The sequence below is a fragment of the Streptomyces sp. MUSC 14 genome (genome assembly GCF_001866675.1).
Lineage (GTDB): Bacteria > Actinomycetota > Actinomycetes > Streptomycetales > Streptomycetaceae > Streptomyces.
Map to the genome: position 1 here is coordinate 113,547 of NZ_MLYN01000008.1, position 18,150 is coordinate 131,696.

Genomic DNA, 18,150 nt, shown 5'->3' on the forward strand with positions numbered 1-18,150 from the left:
GCTCAGCGCACCTCGGCGGCCGGGACGGACGCGACGATCTGCCGCAGGCCCTCGGTGAGCGCGTCGCCGTCCGGGGCGGCCTCCGGGTCGAACGTCCACTGCGCGATGAGGCCGGTCATCAGCGTCAGGTAGAAGCGGCCGAGGGTGTCGGCCGTCGTGTCGGAGACCTGCTCCTCCGGCACGCCCTGGAGCAGGGAGACGAGCCCGCGCCCGCCCTCGCGCTGCGCGCGGGACAGGTGCTCGCGCACCTCGGGCATGTCGAGGGTCATGACCTCCATGCTGAGGCGCCAGATCGAGTCCGGTTCCCGCATGGTGGCGACGATGCCGGACCAGACGTTCCGGAAGCGCTCCAGCGAGCCGGGGGCGCCCTCGATCGCGGCGGCGTCGCCTCCGTCGAAGGCGCCGGACATGTGCTCCACGATCGCGACGTAGGCCTGCGCGAGGAGCGCGTCCTTCGAGCCGTAGTGGTAGCCGATCGAGGCCAGATTGGTCCCCGAGGCCTTGACGATGTCGCGCGCGGTGGTGCGCGCGAACCCCTTCTCCAGCAGGCAGCGCTTGGCGCCTTCGAGCAGATCCTCACGGTGTCCCATGCCGGTCACCCTACCCCGCGATCCATACAACCGTCCTAGACGAATGACTTATACACTTGTTCTAGACAAGCGTTTAAGACGATCGTATATTCCTCGGCATGACGAACTCGACGAGCACCACCGCCCCTGTCGCGGCGGGGCCCCGCGCCGGACGCCGTGAGTGGACCGCCCTCGGCGTGCTGATGCTGCCGCTGCTGCTGGTCTCGATGGACGTGTCCGTCCTCTACTTCGCGACGCCCGCGATCAGCGCGGACCTCCACCCGAGCGGCACCCAGCAGCTGTGGATCTTCGATGTCTACGGCTTCGTCCTGGCCGGCCTGCTGATGACGATGGGCTCGCTCGGCGACCGCATCGGCCGCCGCAGACTGCTCCTCACCGGGGCCGCCGCCTTCGGCGGGGCCTCGCTCCTCGCGGCCTACGCGACCAGCGCCGCCGCCCTGATCGCGGCCCGCGCGATCCTCGGCATCGGCGGCGCGACCCTGATGCCGTCCACGATGGCGCTGCTGCGCACGATGTTCACCGACCCGGCCCAGCGGGCGAAGGCGATCGGGCTGTGGTCCGGCGTGATGACCGGCGGGATCGCGCTCGGCTCGGTGATGAGCGGCATCCTCGTCGAACACTTCTGGTGGGGCTCGGTCTTCCTGGTCAACCTGCCCGCGATGGCCTTGCTGCTGCTCCTCGGCCCGGTGCTGCTGCCGGAGTCGAAGGACCCGAACCCGGGCCGCTTCGACTGGCCGAGCGTCCCGCTGTCGATGGCCGCCGTGCTCCCCGTGGTCTACGGCCTGAAGGAGATCCCCTCCGAGGGCTGGCACCCGCTCTACGTCGCCTCGATCACCGTCGGCCTGCTCTTCGCGGCCCTGTTCGTCCGGCGCCAGCGCACCGCGGTCTCCCCGCTGATCCCGCCCGCCCTGCTGAAGGGCCACGGCTTCGCCCCGGCACTGGTCCTGAACCTCGTCGCCGCGCTCGGCATGATGGGCTCGGCCATCTTCACCACGCAGTACCTGCAGTCGGTGCTCGGCAAGAGCCCGCTGTCGGCGGCCCTGTGGAGCCTGCTGCCCTCGGTGTTCATCGGCGTCGCCGGTCCGCTCACCGCGCAGCTCGTCCAGCGGGGGGTCAACCGGGCGTACGTCGTCGCCGGCGGCTTCGCGGCCATGGCGGCCGGGTACACGATGCTCACCCTGCTCGGCACCGACTCGCTGTGGCTGGTGCTGGCCGGGGCCGGTGTCCTCGCCTGCGGGATGGTCGCGATCGCGTCCCAGCTGGTGGACCTGGCCATGAACGGCGCGCCGGCGGAGCGGGCGGGCACGGCTTCCTCGCTGCTGGAGACCGGCACCGAGTTCGGCGGCGCCCTCGGCATGGCGGTGCTCGGCTCGATCGGTACGGCGCTCTACCGCCACGAGATGCCCTCGACGGCTCCCGCCGAGGCCCGCGAGACCCTGGGCGGCGCCCTCGCCACGGCCGCCCGGCTGCACGGCCGGGCCGGCGAGTCCCTGCTCGCCACGGCCCGGGAGGCGTTCACCAGCGGGATGCGGGGCGCGGCGCTCGCCGGCGCGGTGATCCTCGCGGTGGCGGCGGTGGGTGCGGCGCTGAGCCTGCGCGGGATCGGGGCCGGGGGCGAGCAGTAGGGCGAAAAAGGCCGGGCGGGCCGACTCTCGTCGGCCCGCCCGGCGTTGTCGTGCGTGTCTCAGACGAGGTTCACGGAGCGGGCGGACGCCGCCCCGATCTCCGCCGCGACCTCGGCGAGCACCGGGGCCGCCACCGTGTCGTCCACGGTCAGCACGGCCAGCGCCTCGCCGCCCACCGCCGCGCGCGCGACCTGCATGCCGCCGATGTTGATGCCCGCCTCGCCCAGGATGCGGCCGACGGTGCCGACGACACCGGGACGGTCCTCGTAGCGCAGGACGACCATGTGGTCGGCGAGCGCGAGGTCGACGTCGTAGTCGCCGACCGCGACGATCTTCTGCACGTGCTTCGGGCCCGCCAGCGTGCCGGAGACCGCGACCTCCTCGCCGCTCGCGAGGGTGCCGCGCACGGTGACGACGTTGCGGTGCTCGTTCGACTCGGAGCTGGTGGTCAGCCGGACCTCGACGCCGCGCTCCTGCGCGAACAGCGGGGCGTTGACGTACGACACCGTCTCGGCGACGACGTCCTCGAAGACGCCCTTGAGCGCGGACAGCTCCAGCACCTTCACGTCGTGCTGGGTGATCTCGCCGTACACCTCGACGTCGAGGCGGTGCGCGACCTCGCCGGCCAGCGCGGTGAAGATGCGGCCGAGGCGCTCGGCGAGCGGCAGACCGGGCTTGACGTCCTCGGCGATGACACCGCCCTGGACGTTCACCGCGTCCGGGACCAGCTCACCGGCGAGCGCGAGGCGCACGGACCTGGCGACCGCGATGCCCGCCTTCTCCTGGGCCTCGTCGGTGGAGGCGCCGAGGTGCGGGGTGCACACGACCTGGTCCAGCTCGAAGAGCGGGGAGTCGGTGCAGGGCTCCTTCGCGTACACGTCGAGGCCGGCGCCGGCGACCCGGCCCTCCTTCAGCGCCGCGTACAGCGCCGCCTCGTCGACGATGCCGCCGCGCGCGGCGTTGACGACGCGCACGTTCGGCTTGACCTTGCGCAGCGCCTCGTCGCCGATCAGGCCGAGCGTCTCGGGGGTCTTGGGCAGGTGGACGGTGATGAAGTCGGAGACCTCCAGCAGCTCGTCCAGGGAGAGCACCTTGACCCCCATCTGGGCGGCGCGGGCGGGCTGGATGTAGGGGTCGTAGGCGACGACCTTCATGCCGAAGGCGGACATGCGCTGGGCGACCAGGGCGCCGATGCGGCCGAGGCCGACGACGCCGAGGGTCTTCTCGGCCAGCTCGACGCCCGTGTACTTGCTGCGCTTCCACTCGCCGTTCTTCAGCGCGGCGTTGGCCTGCGGGATGTGCCGGGCGGTGGCGACGAGGAGACCGCAGGCCAGCTCGGCGGCGGTCACGATGTTGGAGGTCGGGGCGTTGACGACCATCACGCCGGCCTTCGTGGCGGCGGAGACGTCGACGTTGTCGAGGCCGACGCCGGCGCGGGCGACGACCTTGAGCTTCTTCGCCGCGGCGATGGCCTCGGCGTCGACCTTGGTGGCGGAGCGGATCAGGATCGCGTCGACGTCGGCGATGGCCGGGAGCAGTTCGGCTCGGTCTGCTCCGTTGGCGTGCCGGATCTCGAAGTCCGGGCCGAGCGCGTCCACGGTCGCGGGCGACAGCTCTTCAGCGATGAGTACGACGGGTTTCGAGCTCACGTGAGGTCCTCACAAGTCCAAGGCATGCGGACGGCCGTCCCGACGGCCGCAGGCGGAGGAGGGGGGCTAGCCGCGGAAGACGCACGACGCTGTGGGCCTGACGCGTGTTGTGCAGCAGTGTAGTGGCGCCGCTCTGGACGTTGTGCGCCTCTGCGGAAGGATCACCCGTCCGGGCTGGACGGGTTGGACAACAGATGGACGAAGGGGGCCGGAGCAGCATGCCCCGACCCCCTGACGCGAGGCTTACGCCTCCTCGTTCACCCAGCTCATCAGCTTGCGCAGCTGCTTGCCGGTGGTCTCCAGCAGGTGCTCGGAGTCCTGCTGCTTGTACTCGTTGTACTTCTTCAGACCGCCGTGGTACTCGTCCATCCAGTTCTTGGCGAAGGTGCCGTCCTGGATCTCGGCGAGGACCTTCTTCATCTCGGCCTTGGTGGCGTCGGTGATGATCCGCGGGCCGGTGACGTAGTCGCCCCACTCGGCGGTCTCGGAGACCGACCAGCGCATCTTCTCCAGGCCGCCCTCGTACATGAGGTCCACGATCAGCTTCAGCTCGTGCAGGCACTCGAAGTAGGCGATCTCCGGCTGGTAGCCGGCTTCGACCAGGGTCTCGAAGCCCGCCTTCACCAGCGCGGCCGTACCACCGCACAGGACGGCCTGCTCACCGAACAGGTCGGTCTCGGTCTCCTCGGTGAAGGTCGTCTTGATGACGCCGGCGCGGGTGCCGCCGATGCCCTTGGCGTACGACAGGGACAGCGCGAAGGCGTTGCCGGAGGCGTCCTGCTCGACGGCCACGATGCACGGAACGCCGCGGCCCTCCTCGTACTGACGGCGCACCAGGTGGCCCGGGCCCTTCGGGGCGACCATGCAGACGTCCACGCCGGCCGGGGGCTTGATGAAGCCGTAGCGGATGTTCAGGCCGTGGCCGAAGAAGAGGGCGTCGCCGTCCTTCAGGTTCGGGGCGATGTCCTTCTCGTAGACCTGGGCCTGGATCGGGTCCGGGACGAGGATCATGATGACGTCGGCCTCGGCGGCGGCCTCCGAGGGGGTCACCACGCGCAGGCCCTGCTCCTCGGCCTTGGCCTTGGACTTGGAGCCCTCGTGCAGACCGACACGCACGTCGACACCGGAGTCGCGCAGCGACAGCGCGTGGGCGTGGCCCTGGCTGCCGTAGCCGATGACCGCGACCTTGCGGCCCTGGATGATGGACAGGTCGGCGTCAGCGTCGTAGAACAGCTCGGCCACTTTGGGTTCTCTCCTTGGTGTTCAGGTTGTGCGTCCCACCGTATGCGGTGGGGGGAGGGGAAGTTCCGGGGTCTCGGCATGCGGGCGGCCGACGTGTCGCGGCCGCCCCTTTTCAGCCGGGTGCCGGCGCTACGCGGATCGGTCCAGGGCGCGCAGCGAGCGGTCCGTGATCGAGCGGGCCCCGCGGCCGATCGCGATCGTGCCGGACTGCACCAGCTCCTTGATGCCGAACGGCTCCAGCATCTTGAGCATCGCGGACAGCTTCTCGCCCGATCCGGTGGCCTCGATGGTGACGGCCTCCGGGGAGACGTCGACGGTCTTGGCGCGGAACAGCTGGACGATCTCCACGACCTGGGAGCGGGTCTCGTTGTCGGCGCGGACCTTCACCAGGACGAGTTCGCGCTGAACGGCCTGGCCGGGCTCCAGCTCGACGATCTTCAGCACCTCGACGAGCTTGTTGAGCTGCTTGGTGACCTGCTCCAGCGGCAGTTCCTCGACGCCCACCACGATGGTGATGCGGGAGATGTCGGGGTGCTCGGTGACGCCGACCGCGAGCGAGTCGATGTTGAAGCCGCGGCGCGAGAACAGGGCGGCGATCCGGGCGAGGATGCCCGGCTTGTTCTCCACCAGGACGGAGAGCGTGTGCTTGGACATGTCTTCTTCGTCTCTCTCGCTCAGTCGTCTTCGTTGTCGCCGAAGTCGGGGCGGACGTCCCGGGCGGCCATGATCTCGTCGTTGGAGGTGCCGGCGGCGACCATCGGCCAGACCATCGCGTCCTCGTGGACGATGAAGTCGATGACGACCGGGCGGTCGTTGATCGAGTTCGCCTCCTCGATGACCTTGTCCAGGTCCTCGGGGCGCTCGCAGCGCAGGCCCACGCAGCCCATCGCCTCGGACAGCTTCACGAAGTCCGGGACACGGGTGCCCCGGGCGTCCGGGTTGACGTCGTCCGGGCCGCTGTGCAGGACGGTGTTGGAGTAGCGCTGGTTGTAGAACAGGGTCTGCCACTGGCGGACCATGCCGAGGGCGCCGTTGTTGATGATGGCGACCTTGATCGGGATGTTGTTCAGCGCGCAGGTGGTCAGTTCCTGGTTGGTCATCTGGAAGCAGCCGTCGCCGTCGATCGCCCAGACCGTCCGCTCCGGCTGCCCGGCCTTGGCGCCCATCGCGGCCGGGACCGCGTAGCCCATCGTTCCGGCGCCGCCGGAGTTCAGCCAGGTGGCGGGCTTCTCGTACTGGATGAAGTGCGCGGACCACATCTGGTGCTGGCCGACGCCCGCGGCGAAGATCGTGCCCTCGGGGGCGAGCCGGCCGACGCGCTCGATGACCTGCTGCGGGGAGAGCGAGCCGTCCTCGGGCAGGTCGTAGCCGAGCGGGTAGGTCTCGCGCCAGCGGTTGAGGTCGCTCCACCAGGCGGTGTAGTCGCCCTGGTGGCCCTCGCTGTGCTCCTTCTGCACGGCCTGGACCAGGTCGGCGATGACCTCGCGGGCGTCACCGACGATCGGCACGTCGGCGGCGCGGTTCTTGCCGATCTCGGCCGGGTCGATGTCGGCGTGGACGATCTTGGCGTACGGCGCGAAGCTGTCCAGCTTGCCGGTGACGCGGTCGTCGAAGCGGGCGCCGAGGGCGACGATCAGGTCGGCCTTCTGCAGCGCGGTGACGGCGGTGACCGCACCGTGCATGCCCGGCATTCCCACGTGCAGCGGGTGGCTGTCGGGGAACGCGCCGAGCGCCATCAGGGTGGTGGTGACAGGCGCTCCGGTGAGTTCGGCGAGGACCTTCAGCTCGGCGGTGGCCTGCGCCTTGATGACGCCGCCGCCGACGTAGAGGACGGGCCGCTTGGCGGCGGTGATCAGCTTGGCGGCCTCGCGGATCTGCTTGGCGTGCGGCTTGGTCACCGGGCGGTAGCCGGGCAGGTCCATGGTGGGCGGCCAGGTGAAGGTGGTCTTCGCCTGGAGGGCGTCCTTGGCGATGTCGACGAGGACCGGGCCCGGGCGGCCGGTGGAGGCGATGTGGAACGCCTGCGCGATGGTCCGCGGGATGTCCTCGGCCTTGGTGACGAGGAAGTTGTGCTTGGTGATCGGCATGGTGATGCCGACGATGTCCGCTTCCTGGAAGGCGTCCGTGCCGATCGCCTTGGAGGCGACCTGGCCGGTGATCGCGACCATCGCGACGGAGTCCATGTGGGCGTCGGCGATCGGCGTGACCAGGTTGGTGGCGCCGGGGCCGCTCGTCGCCATGCAGACGCCGACCTTGCCGGTGGCCTGCGCGTAGCCGGTGGCCGCGTGACCGGCGCCCTGCTCGTGCCGGACGAGGACGTGACGCACGCGTGTGGAGTCCATCAGCGGGTCGTACGCCGGAAGGATCGCGCCGCCGGGAATGCCGAATACCGTGTCGACGCCGACCTCCTCGAGGGAGCGGATGAGGGACTGCGCACCCGTGACGTGCTCGACGGGGGCGGACTGCTGTCCTCCGGATCGGGGCCGCGGCTGCGGATGGGCCCCGGTGGCCTGCTCGGTCATCGGCATTCTCTTCTCGATGCTGAGGGTTTTTGCGAGGTTTGTACGGAGTTCAAGTGCCGCACGATCGGTGCTCGTGCAACAAAAAACCCCTCGTGCCGTAAGGCAAGCGAGGGGAGCGCGCCGGTGCGGTCGCTGGGGATTCCGGATCGTCCTCCGGTGGGTCCCAGCTCAGCCGACGCGCTTGCCAAGTACGAGAATTCGGGTGCGCATGGCACTGACCCTCCCTCTGACGCGCACCACGTGTCAAGTGGGTGGGACGGGAGTCTCAGAATGTGAGCGAAGGACACTGCCGCCTCCGAAGACAGCGGGAACACCTTCTGTGTACACCCCCGCACCCCACTCCACCACGTGCTTCGCCTACTCGCCCACGGCCCGTGTCACCTCCGGGGCCCACCGCTCGGCGCCGGGGCCACGACCGTGCCCAGCCCTTCGGGGCGCAGCGCTTCGGACCGCAGTCCGGCCCCGCTCTCGATGCCGACACGTCCCTGTGGCTCGCGCACGCTGCCCGCGAACACCGGCTCGGCCGGTGCGTGCGGCACCGGGTAGTGGCCGGATCCGAGTGCCCGGCGCAGCCGGTACTCGTCCACCGGCCCGGCGAACGCCATGCCCTGCCCGTGCGTGCAGCCCATCGCGCGCAGGGCGACGACCTGCTCCGGCAGGTCCACGCCCTCGGCCACGGACTGGAGCCCGAGATCCCCGGCGATCCGCAGCAGACCGCTGGTGATCTTGTGCAGCCGCGCGGACTCCACGACGCCCTCGACCAGGCCGCGGTCGAGCTTCAGGATGTCGACCGGAAGCCTGCGCAGGGCCGTGATGGCCGCGTAGCCGCTGCCGAAGCCGTCCAGCGCGATCCGCACCCCGAGCCGGCTGAGCGCGGTCAGGCGCCGCTCCAGATCCTCCAGGCAGACCCGCGGATCGGTGTCGGACAGCTCCACGACCAGCGCGCCGGGCGGCAGCCCGTGCCGGGTGAGCAGCGCCTCCACCGAGCCGAGTGGCATGGAACGGTCCAGCAGCCGCCGGGCACTCATCCGGACGGTGACCGGCATGACGAGCCCGGTCGCGGCCCGTTCGGCGGCCTGCTCGACGGCCTCCTGCACGATCCAGCGGTCCAGCTCGGCGGTCTTGTCACCGTCCTCGGCCACCCGCAGGAACTCGGCCGGGGTGAACAGCACCCCCTGGGACGAGCGCCAGCGCGCCTGCGCGGAGACCGCCGTGATCCGGCCGTTCTCCAGGCACACCACCGGCTGGTGCAGCAGCGCGAACTCGCCGTCGTGCAGTGCGGCACGCAGCCGGGTGGCCAGCTCCGCCTTGCGTACGACGTCCTGCTGCATCTGCGGCTTGTAGAGCTCGACCCGGCCCTTGCCGGCCGCCTTCGCGCGGTACATCGCGAGGTCGGCGTTGCGCAGCAACTCGCCCGCGCCGAGGCCCGGTTCGGCGAAGGCGACGCCGATGGACGCGTTGACCCGGACGTCGTTGCCGTCGATGGCGTAGGGCTGGGAGAGGGTCACCCTGAGGCGGTCGGCGAGCTCCAGGATGTTGCGCTCCCGGGCGGCACGGTCGCGGGTGCCGTCCCCGACGATCAGGGCCGCGAACTCGTCGCCGCCCAGCCGGGAGGCGGTGTCCCCCTGCCGGACCGCGTCCTGGAGTCTGCGGGCTGCCTGGACGAGCAGCTCGTCCCCGGCCTGGTGCCCGATCGTGTCGTTGACGGCCTTGAAGCCGTCCAGGTCGATGAAGAGCACCGCCGTGTTGCGCAGCGCCGCGCCCCGGTCGGTGGCCCGGCGGCCGGACAGGGCCTGCTGGACGCGCCGGGTGAACAGCGCGCGGTTGGGCAGGTCGGTCAGCGGGTCGTGCTCGGCGTTGTGCTGCAACTGTGCCTGGAGGCGGACGCGTTCGGTCACGTCCCGGCTGTTGAAGATCAGCCCGCCGTGGTGGCGGTTGACGGTCGACTCGACGTTGAGCCAGCCGTCGTCGCCGGAGCGGAAGCGGCACTCGATACGGGTGGTGGGCTCCTCCAGCGGGCTGGCGACGAGGAAGCGGCGCACCTCGTGCACCACGCAGCCCAGGTCCTCCGGGTGGATGAGACCGGCCAGCTCGGTGCCGACCAGGTCCTCGGCGGGCCGGCCGTAGACCCCGGCGGCGGCCGGGGAGACGTACCGCAGGACGCCGTTGGGTGCGGCGATCATGATGACGTCGCTGGAGCCCTGGACCAGGGAGCGGAAGTGGTTCTCCTTCTGCGCCAGTTCCTGGGTGAGGGTGATGTTGTCCAGCAGCATGATGCCCTGCCGGATCACGAGCGCGAGCACGACCATGCCCGCCGTGATCAGCACGACATGGTCGGGCCGGCGGCCGTTGAGGACGTTGTACAGGATGCCCAGGGTGCACACGGCAGCGGCGAGGTACGGGGTGAGCGCGGCGAGCGAACCGGTCAGCGGACGGCCGGACGGATAGCGGCTGTGGTCGCTGCCCGGCGCGGGCACGGGTGTGGGCGGATGGCCCGGGCCGCGCTGCCCGGGCACGTGCTCGTGGATCACGCGCGTGTGCCCGTCCGGCCGGTGCGCCTCCTGCGCGCACCGGTGCCGGGCGGCCCAGGGAGCGTAGGCGAGCAGCAGCGAACCGGCGAACCAGCCGGCGTCCAGCAACTGGCCGGAGCGGTAGCTGCTGTGCAGCAGCGGGGAGGTGAACAGCGCGTCGCACATCACCGTCAGCGCGAGCGCGCCGATCGCGGTGTTCACCGCCGTGCGGTTGCCCGGGGAGCGGCGGAAGTGCAGCGCGAGCACCATGCTGACCAGCGCGATGTCGAGCAGCGGGTACGCCAGCGACAGCGCGGTGTGGGGCACGCTCGGTCCGTCGAAGCGGGCCGCCTGGGCGAGTGCGAGGCTCCACGACAGGGTCAGCAGCGAACCGCCGATCAGCCAGGCGTCCAGCCCGAGGCAGATCCAGCCGGCCTTGCTCACCGGCCGTTTGGCCAGCACCAGCAGGCCGACGATGGCGGGCGGCGCGAAGCACAGGAAGAACAGGTCCGCGTAGCTGGGCGTGGGCACGGACCGGCCGAGGACGACCTCGTACCACCCCCAGACCGCGTTGCCCAGGGACGCCATCATCGACGACAGGGCGAACAGCAGCCAGGCCGACCGGAAGCGGACGCGTGGGCTGCGGGAGTACAGGAAGCAGGAGACGGCGGCGACGCCCGCCGCCGCGCTGAGCCCGAAGTCGCCCATGATCAACGCCACTTCGCGCGTACCCCAGTCGAACGCGGCCCCGACGGCGTAGGCCGCGCAGACCAGGGCGAGAACGAGTTGCTCCGTCACGCGCGAGCCCTCGCCGGCGGTCGGCCGGCGCGGCGGCGGAACCTCCTGCGGGTGCGGTGCGCGCACCGCGTCCTCGAACGTGGTCGTCACCGTGAGCGGCGCGGTCACCGGGGCCTCCCGGTCTGCGCCGCTCCCCGGTCGCGCCGGTCCCGCTGCGCTGGGTGCGTGTGCCGCCTGCGGGCACTGTGCCTGCGCTGCTGGTTGCTGTGGTGGCCGGTGTGGTGACCGCGCCTGCGCGCGGTCGTGCGCCAGGGTCGCCGTCGGCGGCTCCGCCGCGTCGGATCGTTCGTCCATAGGCCGTGCATCGCCCGTCGCCCCCCTCACAAAATCTGAAATATCCATCCCCGGCGCCGACACGTCAGCGGCGCTACCCCTCGTCGGGACGATACACCAGGATCGTCACTCAGGGACATAGCTTCTCTACGCTCCGTGACGACCAGGGGAGATGTGGCCACGGCCCGCGTCCGAGGGGTTGCGGAGGGTGCCGGACGGGGGTGGCCGCGCTCGCGCGAAGCGGGGAACGGGGCGGTTCAGCGCCCGCCGCCGTCCGCCGTTCCGGCGTCCGTCGTCAGGATCACGTTGTGCAGCGGCTGCTGGTTCACGAAGCGCGTCAACTGGTCGACGAGCAGCCGCTCGGCGCGGGGCAGGAAGGCCGAGGAGGGGCCGCCGACATGGGGGCTGATCAGCACTCCGGGCGCCTGCCAGAGGGGGTGGCCGGGCGGCAGCGGCTCGGGGTCGGTGACGTCCAGCGCGGCGGTGATCCGGCCGCTCTTCAGCTCGGCGAGCAGCGCCTCGGTGTCCACGACCGATCCGCGGGCGACGTTGACGAGCAGCGCGCCGTCCTTCATCCGCGCGAGGAACTCGGCGTCGACGAGCCCGTGCGTGGCCGAAGTGAGCGGAGTGGACACGATGACGACGTCCGCGTCCGGAAGCAGTGAGAGCACATCGGCGATCGGGTGCACAAGACCGCGCGCTGTGGTGCGCCCCGAGCGCGCGATGCGCGCCACCCGCGCAACCTCGAAGGGTGTGAGCCGGTCCTCGATGGCCTCGCCGATGGCTCCGTACCCGACGATGAGCACGCTCTTGTCGGCGAGCGCGGGCCGGAACCCGCCCTCCCAGCGCCCCTGTTGCTGGGCGCGCACGAAGCCGGGGATGCCGCGCAGGGAGGCGAGAGTGAGGGTGAGGGCGAGTTCGGCGGTGCTCGTCTCGTGCACACCGCGCGCGTTGCACAGCGTGACGCCCGGCACGAGGGAGTCGAGCCGCCCGAGGATGTCGTCCACACCGGCCGTGAGCGTCTGGACGAGCCGCACCCGGGTCAGCCGCTCCAGCGGCCGCACCCGCACCGGCAGCGGCTTCATGTACGGCACCACGTACACGGCACAGTCCGCGGGATCCCCGGGAAACTCCTGCTCACCGTCCGCACCACCGTCCCAGAACAGGTACCGGGGCCCGGCGGGCAGCCCCTCGATCTCCTCGGGCGGGATGGGAAGCCACACGTCCGTAGTCATGGAACGGAGGCTATGTCAGGGCCTCAGGAGTGCAGAGGTTAGGTTGGGGGCGAGGAGAGGGAGGGTCGCGAGCAGGTGGAGCGCAGGACGATCGGCGCGGGGGCACTCGCGGTGGGGGCCGTCGGACTCGGGTGCATGCCGATGAGCTGGGCGTACAGCGCCTCACGTCGGCGGGGCGAGGAGTCGCTGAGAGCAGTGCACCGGGCGCTGGATTCGGGGACGACCCTCCTCGACACGGCGGACATGTACGGCCCGTTCACCAACGAGCTGCTGCTGGGCCGGGTGCTGAAGGAGCGCCGCGGGGACGCCTTCGTGTCGACGAAGGTGGGGCTGCTGGTGGGCGAGCAGCACATCGTGGCCAACGGCCGCCCCGGCTACGTCAGACGGGCCTGTGACGCCTCCCTGCGCCGTCTGCAGACCGACGTCATCGACCTCTACCAGCTGCACCGCGCCGACCCCGAGGTCCCGGTCGAGGAGACGTGGGGCGCGATGGCGGAGCTTGTACGCGCCGGCAAGGTGCGGGCGCTCGGCCTGTGCGCGGTGGGAGCGCGCGGCGGCCGCCGCACGGACGCCGGGCTGCACGACGGCACCCTGCGCCAACTGCGGCGGGTGCAGCAGGTGTTCCCGGTGGCCGCGGTGCAGGCGGAGCTGTCGGTGTGGTCGCCGGAGGCGCTGGACGGGCTGCTGCGGTGGTGCGAGGCGCGGGGCGTGGGCTTCCTCGCGGCGATGCCGCTGGGCAACGGCTTCCTGACCGGCACGCTGACCCCGGGCGAGGGCTTCGAACCGGACGACCTGCGCGCCCGCCACCCCCGGTTCACGGCCGAGATGATGGCGGCCAACCAGCCGATCGTCGCGGGCCTGCGCCGGATCGCCCGCCGCCACGGCGAGGACGTCACCCCGGCCCAGGTGGCGCTCGCCTGGGTCCTCGCCCAGGGCCGCCACGTCATCGCCGTACCGGGCACGAAGCGGGACCACTGGGCCGCGCAGAACGCCTCGGCGTCCGGGCTGAGCCTGACCCCGCAGGACCTGACGGAGATCTCCCGTCTGCCGGCGGCCCAGGGCTCGTGGGACTGAGGCCGGCGCGACGGGCGGGGACGGCGCGGGGGCCGGGTGGTCGGCGGATGTGAGAGGTTGACGGGTGTCGAACCCGTCGCCGTCCGGAGGGATCCCGATCGTGCAACAGCGTGCTGTGACGGCCGTGTTGACCGCCGCCCTGCTGCTGACCGCGGGGTGCTCCGGCGGTGGTGCGCCGTTCCCGGGTGACGGCGCCGCGCGGCCGGGCCGTACCGCGCCGGGCGCCTCCGCCTCCGCGCCGGCCACCGGTCCGGTGCCGCCGGCCAAGGGCTCGGTGCGGGTGCTGCGCACCGTGGCCGAGGGGCTGAGGTCGCCGTGGGGGCTGGCCCCGCTGCCCGACGGCGGGCTGCTGGTGTCCTCCCGCGACGACGGGACGATCATCCGGATCGACCCGAAGACCGGGAAGAAGAGCGTGCTGGGCGCCGTCTCCGGAGTCGCCCCGGGCGGTGAGGGCGGCCTGCTGGGCATCGCGCTCTCCCCCGACTTCGCCGCGGACCACATGATCTACGCCTACTTCACCACCGCCTCCGACAACCGCATCGCCCGTCTCCTGTACGACGAGCGGAAGCCGGCCGGGGAGCAACTGGGCGCACCCGACACGGTGTTCAGGGACATCCCCAAGGGTGCCGTCCACAACGGCGGCCGGATCGCCTTCGGCCCGGACGGCATGCTCTACGCGGGCACCGGCGAGAGCGGTGAGCGGGGGCCGGCCCAGGACCGGAAGTCCCTGGGCGGCAAGATCCTGCGGCTCACGCCGGACGGGGACCCGGCCCCGGGCAACCCCTTCCCGGACTCCCCGGTGTACTCCTACGGGCACCGGAGCGTACAGGGCCTGGCCTGGGACGACCGGCAGCGGCTGTTCGCCTCGGAGTTCGGCCAGGACACCTGGGACGAACTGAACGCGATCAAGCCCGGCGGGAACTACGGCTGGCCCACCGCCGAGGGCAGGTCCGCCGACCCCGCCTTCCAGAACCCGCTCGCCCAGTGGCACACCGCCGATGCCTCCCCCAGCGGCATCGCCTACGTCGACGGCGTGATCTGGATGGCGGGTCTGAAGGGGCAGCGCCTGTGGCGGATCCCGCTGAAGGGCACGGCGGCGGCCGCCGCCCCGCAGGCCTTCCTCACCGGCGCGTACGGCCGCCTGCGCACGGTCGTCGCGGCGGGCGGCGGCAGGATCTGGCTGGTGACGAGCAACACGGACGGCCGCGGCACGCCGAAGAAGGGCGACGACCGGGTGCTGGAGGCACGGGTGCGGTGAGCCGACCGCCCGTCGTCAGTCGTCGTCCCCGGTCTTCGCCTCGGCGGCCGGTGCCTCCGCGGGCGGCGGCTCCGGCAGGCGTACGACCACCTTGCCCGATGCCAGGTCTATCGGCCCCCGCCCCGGATCGCCGTCGCCGACGTCCTCCCGGGTCAGCTCCAGGCGGTTCTGCTCGTCCTGGGTGTGCTTGCGGCTGGGCGCGAACAGTTCCTCGAAGGCGTTGAACACAACTTCTCCCCCGCTCTCTCCTCGTGGCGCTCTCTCCCGCCGACCGGTCCTCTACAGCGTACGAGTCAGCCCGCCGACGGCGCAGGGGCGGTCTCGGCCGGGAACAGCTCCAGCCGATGGGCCAGCGCCGCCGCCTCTCCCCGGCCCGAGACGCCGAGTTTGCTCAGGATGTTGGAGACGTGGACGCTCGCCGTCTTCGGGGAGATGAACAGTTCCTCGGCTATCTGGCGGTTGGTGCGGCCGGCCGACACCAGACGCAGGACGTCCCGCTCGCGCGTGGTGAGGCCGAGGGCCGCGGCCGGGTCGGCGGGTGCCAGGGCCTGGCGTGCGGCGCGGGTCAGGGTGAGGCGGGCGCGCTGGGCGAGGCGGGCGACCGTGTCGGCCAGGGGGCGGGCGCCCAGGTGGTCGGCGACCGCGCCGGACAGCCGGAGCAGTTCCACCGCACGGTCGCGTTCGTCGTCCCCGGCGCCGGCTTCGGCGAGGAGGGCTCCGGCGAGCCGGTGGCGGACCCGGGCGAGGTCGTAGGGGCGGTCCAGGCTCTCGAGGGCGGTGACGACCGGCGACCAGGTGTCGGCGGTGTCCGTGCCCTGCGCGCGCAGCAGTTCGGCACGGGTCCACTGCTCGTAGGCCTGCCAGAGCGGGGCGCCCGTGGTGAGTCCGCGGACGGTCTGGCGGAGGCGGTCGAGGGTCTCCTCGCGGCCGGGCCGGGCGGCGGGCACGGTGCGGGTGTCGGCCTCGGCGGTGGCGGCGGCCAGCAGCAGGGGCCAGCCGTAGCGCTGGGTGCCGGGCGGGAATCCGGCGTCCAGGGCCCGGACCAGCTCGGTGCGGGCGTCGGCGACCCGGCCCTGCGCGGCGGCGAGGCCGAGGGTGACGCGGGCCAGCGGCAGGGAGTGCTGGGGCATGGGGTCGTGGGTGCCGTAGTGGGCGCGGGCGGCGGCGAGGTGCCGGCCGGCCTCGGAGAGGTCGCCGCGGGCCAGCGCGAGATAGGCCAGGCGTAGGGAGCCCGAGCCGCGTGTCTGGGCACTGTGGCCGCCCCGGGCCGCGTGCGCGGCGGCCTCGGCCGCCTGCGGCCACTGGCCGAGCGCGTAGAGCGACTCGGACAGGTTGCACCACATCCAGGGCTCGGAGTCCAGCAGTCCGTGCGCGCGGGCGTAGGCGAGGCCTTCGCGCAGCAGTTCGGCGGCCTCGCGGTCGCGGCCGACGGACTGGAGCTCGGACGGCAGGTTCACATAGGCGCGGCCCGCGACCTGGCGCACGCCCTCGGCAACGGTGTCCGCCAGCACCTGCCGCATCTCCGCGAGGCCGGTCTCGAAGTCTCCGGCGTCCACCTGGAGGCCGGCCAGGGTGAGGCGGGCGTGCAGTTCGGTGTCGCGGGCGCCCACCATGCGCGCGTACTCCACGGCCCGCTCGGCGGCGGCGAAGGCCTCCGCTCCCGGCCGGTGCAGCATGGACCAGTTGGCGGCGAGCGCCAGCACCTCGGCGTGCACCTCCGAGGGCGGCAGGCCGCGCACCAGGTCCTGGGCGGTGGCCAGTTCCCGCCAGCCGTCGCCGCGGGCCAGGGACTGGACCAGGCGGGAGCGCTGGATCCAGAACCAGGCGGCGCGCAGGGGGTCCGGCTCCTCTTCCAGGAGGCGCAGCGCCCGCTTGGTGATCTTCAGGGCGCGTTCGCGCTCGCCGCCGAAGCGGCCCGCGACGGCGGCCTCGGCCAGCAGGTCGAGGTAGCGCAGCGGGGTGGTGGCCGGATCGCAGCCGCAGGGAGGGTAGACCTCGGCGCAGTCGATCGGGCGCAGGACGCGGCGCACGTCCTCGGGGGCGCTCTCCCACAGTTCCATCGCCCGCTCCAGCAGCCCCAGTTGCTCGGTGTAGGCGTGCCGGCGGCGGGCCACGACGGAGGCGGCCAGGACGGCGGGCAGGGCCTTGGCGGCGTCGTGCGCGTGGTACCAGTAGCTGGCCAGGCGCATCACGCGCGCGTCGGCCGGGACCAGCGTGGGGTCGGCCTCGACGGCTTCGGCGTAGCGGCGGTTGAGCCGGGAGCGCTCGCCGGGCAGCAGGTCGTCGGCGACGGCTTCGCGGACCAGGGAGTGCCGGAAGCGGTAGCCGTCACCGGCCGCGGTGACCGTGAGGATGTTGATGCCGACGGCGGCCCGCAGCGCCTCGATGAGATCGTCCTCGGTGAGCCCGGCGACGGCGGCGATCAGCCGGTACTCCACGGTGGAACCGCCCTCGGCGACGATCCGGGCGACCCGCTGGGCACGCTCGGGCAGCGCCTCGACCCGGACCAGGAGCAGATCGCGCAGGGAGTCGGTGAGGCCGGTGCAGCAGCCCTCCCAGGCGGCGACGGCGAGTTCCTCGACGAAGAAGGCGTTGCCGTCGGAGCGTTCGAAGATGTCGTCGACCTGGTCGGGGTCGGGTTCGGCGGCGATGATGCCGGCGATCTGGCGGCCGGCCTCCTCGCGCGTGAAGCGGGCGAGCTCGACCCGGCGGACCGTGCGCAGCCGGTCCAGCTCGGCGAGCAGGGGGCGCAGCGGGTGGCGGCGGTGGATGTCGTCGGAGCGGTAGCTGGCGAGGACGAGGAGCCGGCCGGCGCGCAGGGTGCGCAGGAGGTAGGCGAGCAGATGGCGGGTGGAGGCGTCGGCCCAGTGCAGGTCCTCCAGGACGAACACGACGGGCTGGTCGGCGGCGACCCGCTCCAGCACGCGGGCGGTCAGCTCGAAGAGGCGGGCCACACCCTGCTCGTCGTGCCGGCCGGCACCGGCCTCGCCCAGGTCGGGCAGGAGCCGGGCCAGCTCCTCCTCCTGTCCGCACACGGCGGCGGAGAACTGCTCGGGCAGTGCGTCGCGCAGGGCGCGCAGCGCGGCGGAGAACGGGGCGAACGGCAGGCCGTCCGCGCCGATCTCGACGCAGCCGCCGACGGCGACGACCGCGTGCCGCCCGGCGGCCGCGGCGAACTCCTCGACGAGGCGGGTCTTGCCGACCCCGGCCTCGCCGCCGAGCAACAGTGCCTGCGGCTCGCCGGCGCGGGCGCGGGCGAGCGCGTCGTTCAGGGTGTCCAACTCGTCGGCGCGGCCGACGAACACGGGACTGACGGACCTGGTCTCCACGGGCCCGAGCATCGCACGAGGTCCGGGTGGCGGGTCACCGGTTTT

The 18,150-nt window shown here is 72.3% G+C and carries 12 protein-coding genes; 3 read left to right on the forward strand and 9 right to left on the reverse strand.

Annotated features, from left to right (window positions below; translation table 11 throughout):
• Positions 1-2: 2 nt before the first annotated feature.
• Complete coding sequence (locus BIV25_RS04115) at positions 3-590, reverse strand: TetR/AcrR family transcriptional regulator (RefSeq protein ID WP_071370809.1); 588 nt, start codon at positions 588-590, stop codon at positions 3-5.
• 98 nt (positions 591-688) lie between these two features.
• On the opposite strand from BIV25_RS04115, the gene BIV25_RS04120 reads away from it, so the two are divergent.
• Positions 689-2,215, forward strand: a complete 1,527-nt coding sequence (locus tag BIV25_RS04120) for an MFS transporter (RefSeq protein WP_071370735.1) — start codon at positions 689-691, stop codon at positions 2,213-2,215.
• Between the two features lie 59 nt (positions 2,216-2,274).
• Here BIV25_RS04120 and serA read toward each other — a convergent pair whose 3' ends face one another.
• The 6 genes from serA to BIV25_RS04150 form a co-directional block, all read right to left on the reverse strand.
• Positions 2,275-3,864 (reverse strand): phosphoglycerate dehydrogenase, encoded by a 1,590-nt coding sequence (gene serA / locus BIV25_RS04125; protein ID WP_071370736.1) that lies wholly within the window; start codon positions 3,862-3,864, stop codon positions 2,275-2,277.
• 243 nt (positions 3,865-4,107) lie between these two features.
• Entirely contained in the window at positions 4,108-5,106 is a 999-nt protein-coding gene (gene ilvC / locus BIV25_RS04130) for a ketol-acid reductoisomerase (protein ID WP_071370737.1), read from the reverse strand.
• 129 nt (positions 5,107-5,235) lie between these two features.
• On the reverse strand, positions 5,236-5,760 hold the full coding sequence (gene ilvN, locus BIV25_RS04135; protein ID WP_071370738.1) for an acetolactate synthase small subunit: 525 nt from the start codon (positions 5,758-5,760) through the stop codon (positions 5,236-5,238).
• Between the two features lie 20 nt (positions 5,761-5,780).
• On the reverse strand, positions 5,781-7,628 hold the full coding sequence (locus BIV25_RS04140; RefSeq protein ID WP_177235149.1) for an acetolactate synthase large subunit: 1,848 nt from the start codon (positions 7,626-7,628) through the stop codon (positions 5,781-5,783).
• A 377-nt stretch (positions 7,629-8,005) separates the two neighbouring features.
• Positions 8,006-11,044, reverse strand: coding sequence for a bifunctional diguanylate cyclase/phosphodiesterase (locus BIV25_RS04145; RefSeq protein ID WP_079176418.1), 3,039 nt, complete (start codon positions 11,042-11,044; stop codon positions 8,006-8,008).
• Positions 11,045-11,466: 422 nt separating this feature from the next.
• Positions 11,467-12,444: a 2-hydroxyacid dehydrogenase gene (locus BIV25_RS04150; RefSeq protein WP_256255567.1), complete on the reverse strand. Its 978-nt coding sequence runs from the start codon at positions 12,442-12,444 to the stop codon at positions 11,467-11,469.
• Positions 12,445-12,519: 75 nt separating this feature from the next.
• Here BIV25_RS04150 and BIV25_RS04155 point away from each other — a divergent pair, with 75 nt between their 5' ends.
• Positions 12,520-13,518 (forward strand): aldo/keto reductase, encoded by a 999-nt coding sequence (locus BIV25_RS04155; protein ID WP_071370741.1) that lies wholly within the window; start codon positions 12,520-12,522, stop codon positions 13,516-13,518.
• A gap of 100 nt (positions 13,519-13,618) precedes the next feature.
• Positions 13,619-14,776, forward strand: a complete 1,158-nt coding sequence (locus BIV25_RS04160; protein ID WP_371272985.1) for a sorbosone dehydrogenase family protein — start codon at positions 13,619-13,621, stop codon at positions 14,774-14,776.
• 15 nt (positions 14,777-14,791) lie between these two features.
• Here the strand turns inward: BIV25_RS04160 and BIV25_RS04165 are convergent, their stop codons facing one another.
• Both BIV25_RS04165 and BIV25_RS04170 read right to left on the reverse strand, forming a co-directional pair.
• Positions 14,792-15,004: a DUF6191 domain-containing protein gene (locus tag BIV25_RS04165; RefSeq protein ID WP_071370743.1), complete on the reverse strand. Its 213-nt coding sequence runs from the start codon at positions 15,002-15,004 to the stop codon at positions 14,792-14,794.
• A gap of 65 nt (positions 15,005-15,069) precedes the next feature.
• On the reverse strand, positions 15,070-18,117 hold the full coding sequence (locus BIV25_RS04170) for a helix-turn-helix transcriptional regulator (RefSeq protein WP_107485916.1): 3,048 nt from the start codon (positions 18,115-18,117) through the stop codon (positions 15,070-15,072).
• Between the last annotated feature and the right edge of the window lie 33 nt (positions 18,118-18,150).

Bases quoted from the DNA above. Each gene is read 5' to 3' on its own strand.
- BIV25_RS04115 (WP_071370809.1), bottom strand. From the start codon at position 590: ATGGGACACCGTGAGGATCTGCTCGAAGGCGCCAAGCGCTGCCTGCTG.
- BIV25_RS04120 (WP_071370735.1), top strand. From the start codon at position 689: ATGACGAACTCGACGAGCACCACCGCCCCTGTCGCGGCGGGGCCCCGC.
- ilvN (WP_071370738.1), bottom strand. From the start codon at position 5,760: ATGTCCAAGCACACGCTCTCCGTCCTGGTGGAGAACAAGCCGGGCATC.
- BIV25_RS04140 (WP_177235149.1), bottom strand. From the start codon at position 7,628: ATGACCGAGCAGGCCACCGGGGCCCATCCGCAGCCGCGGCCCCGATCC.
- BIV25_RS04150 (WP_256255567.1), bottom strand. From the start codon at position 12,444: ATGACTACGGACGTGTGGCTTCCCATCCCGCCCGAGGAGATCGAGGGG.
- BIV25_RS04170 (WP_107485916.1), bottom strand. From the start codon at position 18,117: ATGCTCGGGCCCGTGGAGACCAGGTCCGTCAGTCCCGTGTTCGTCGGC.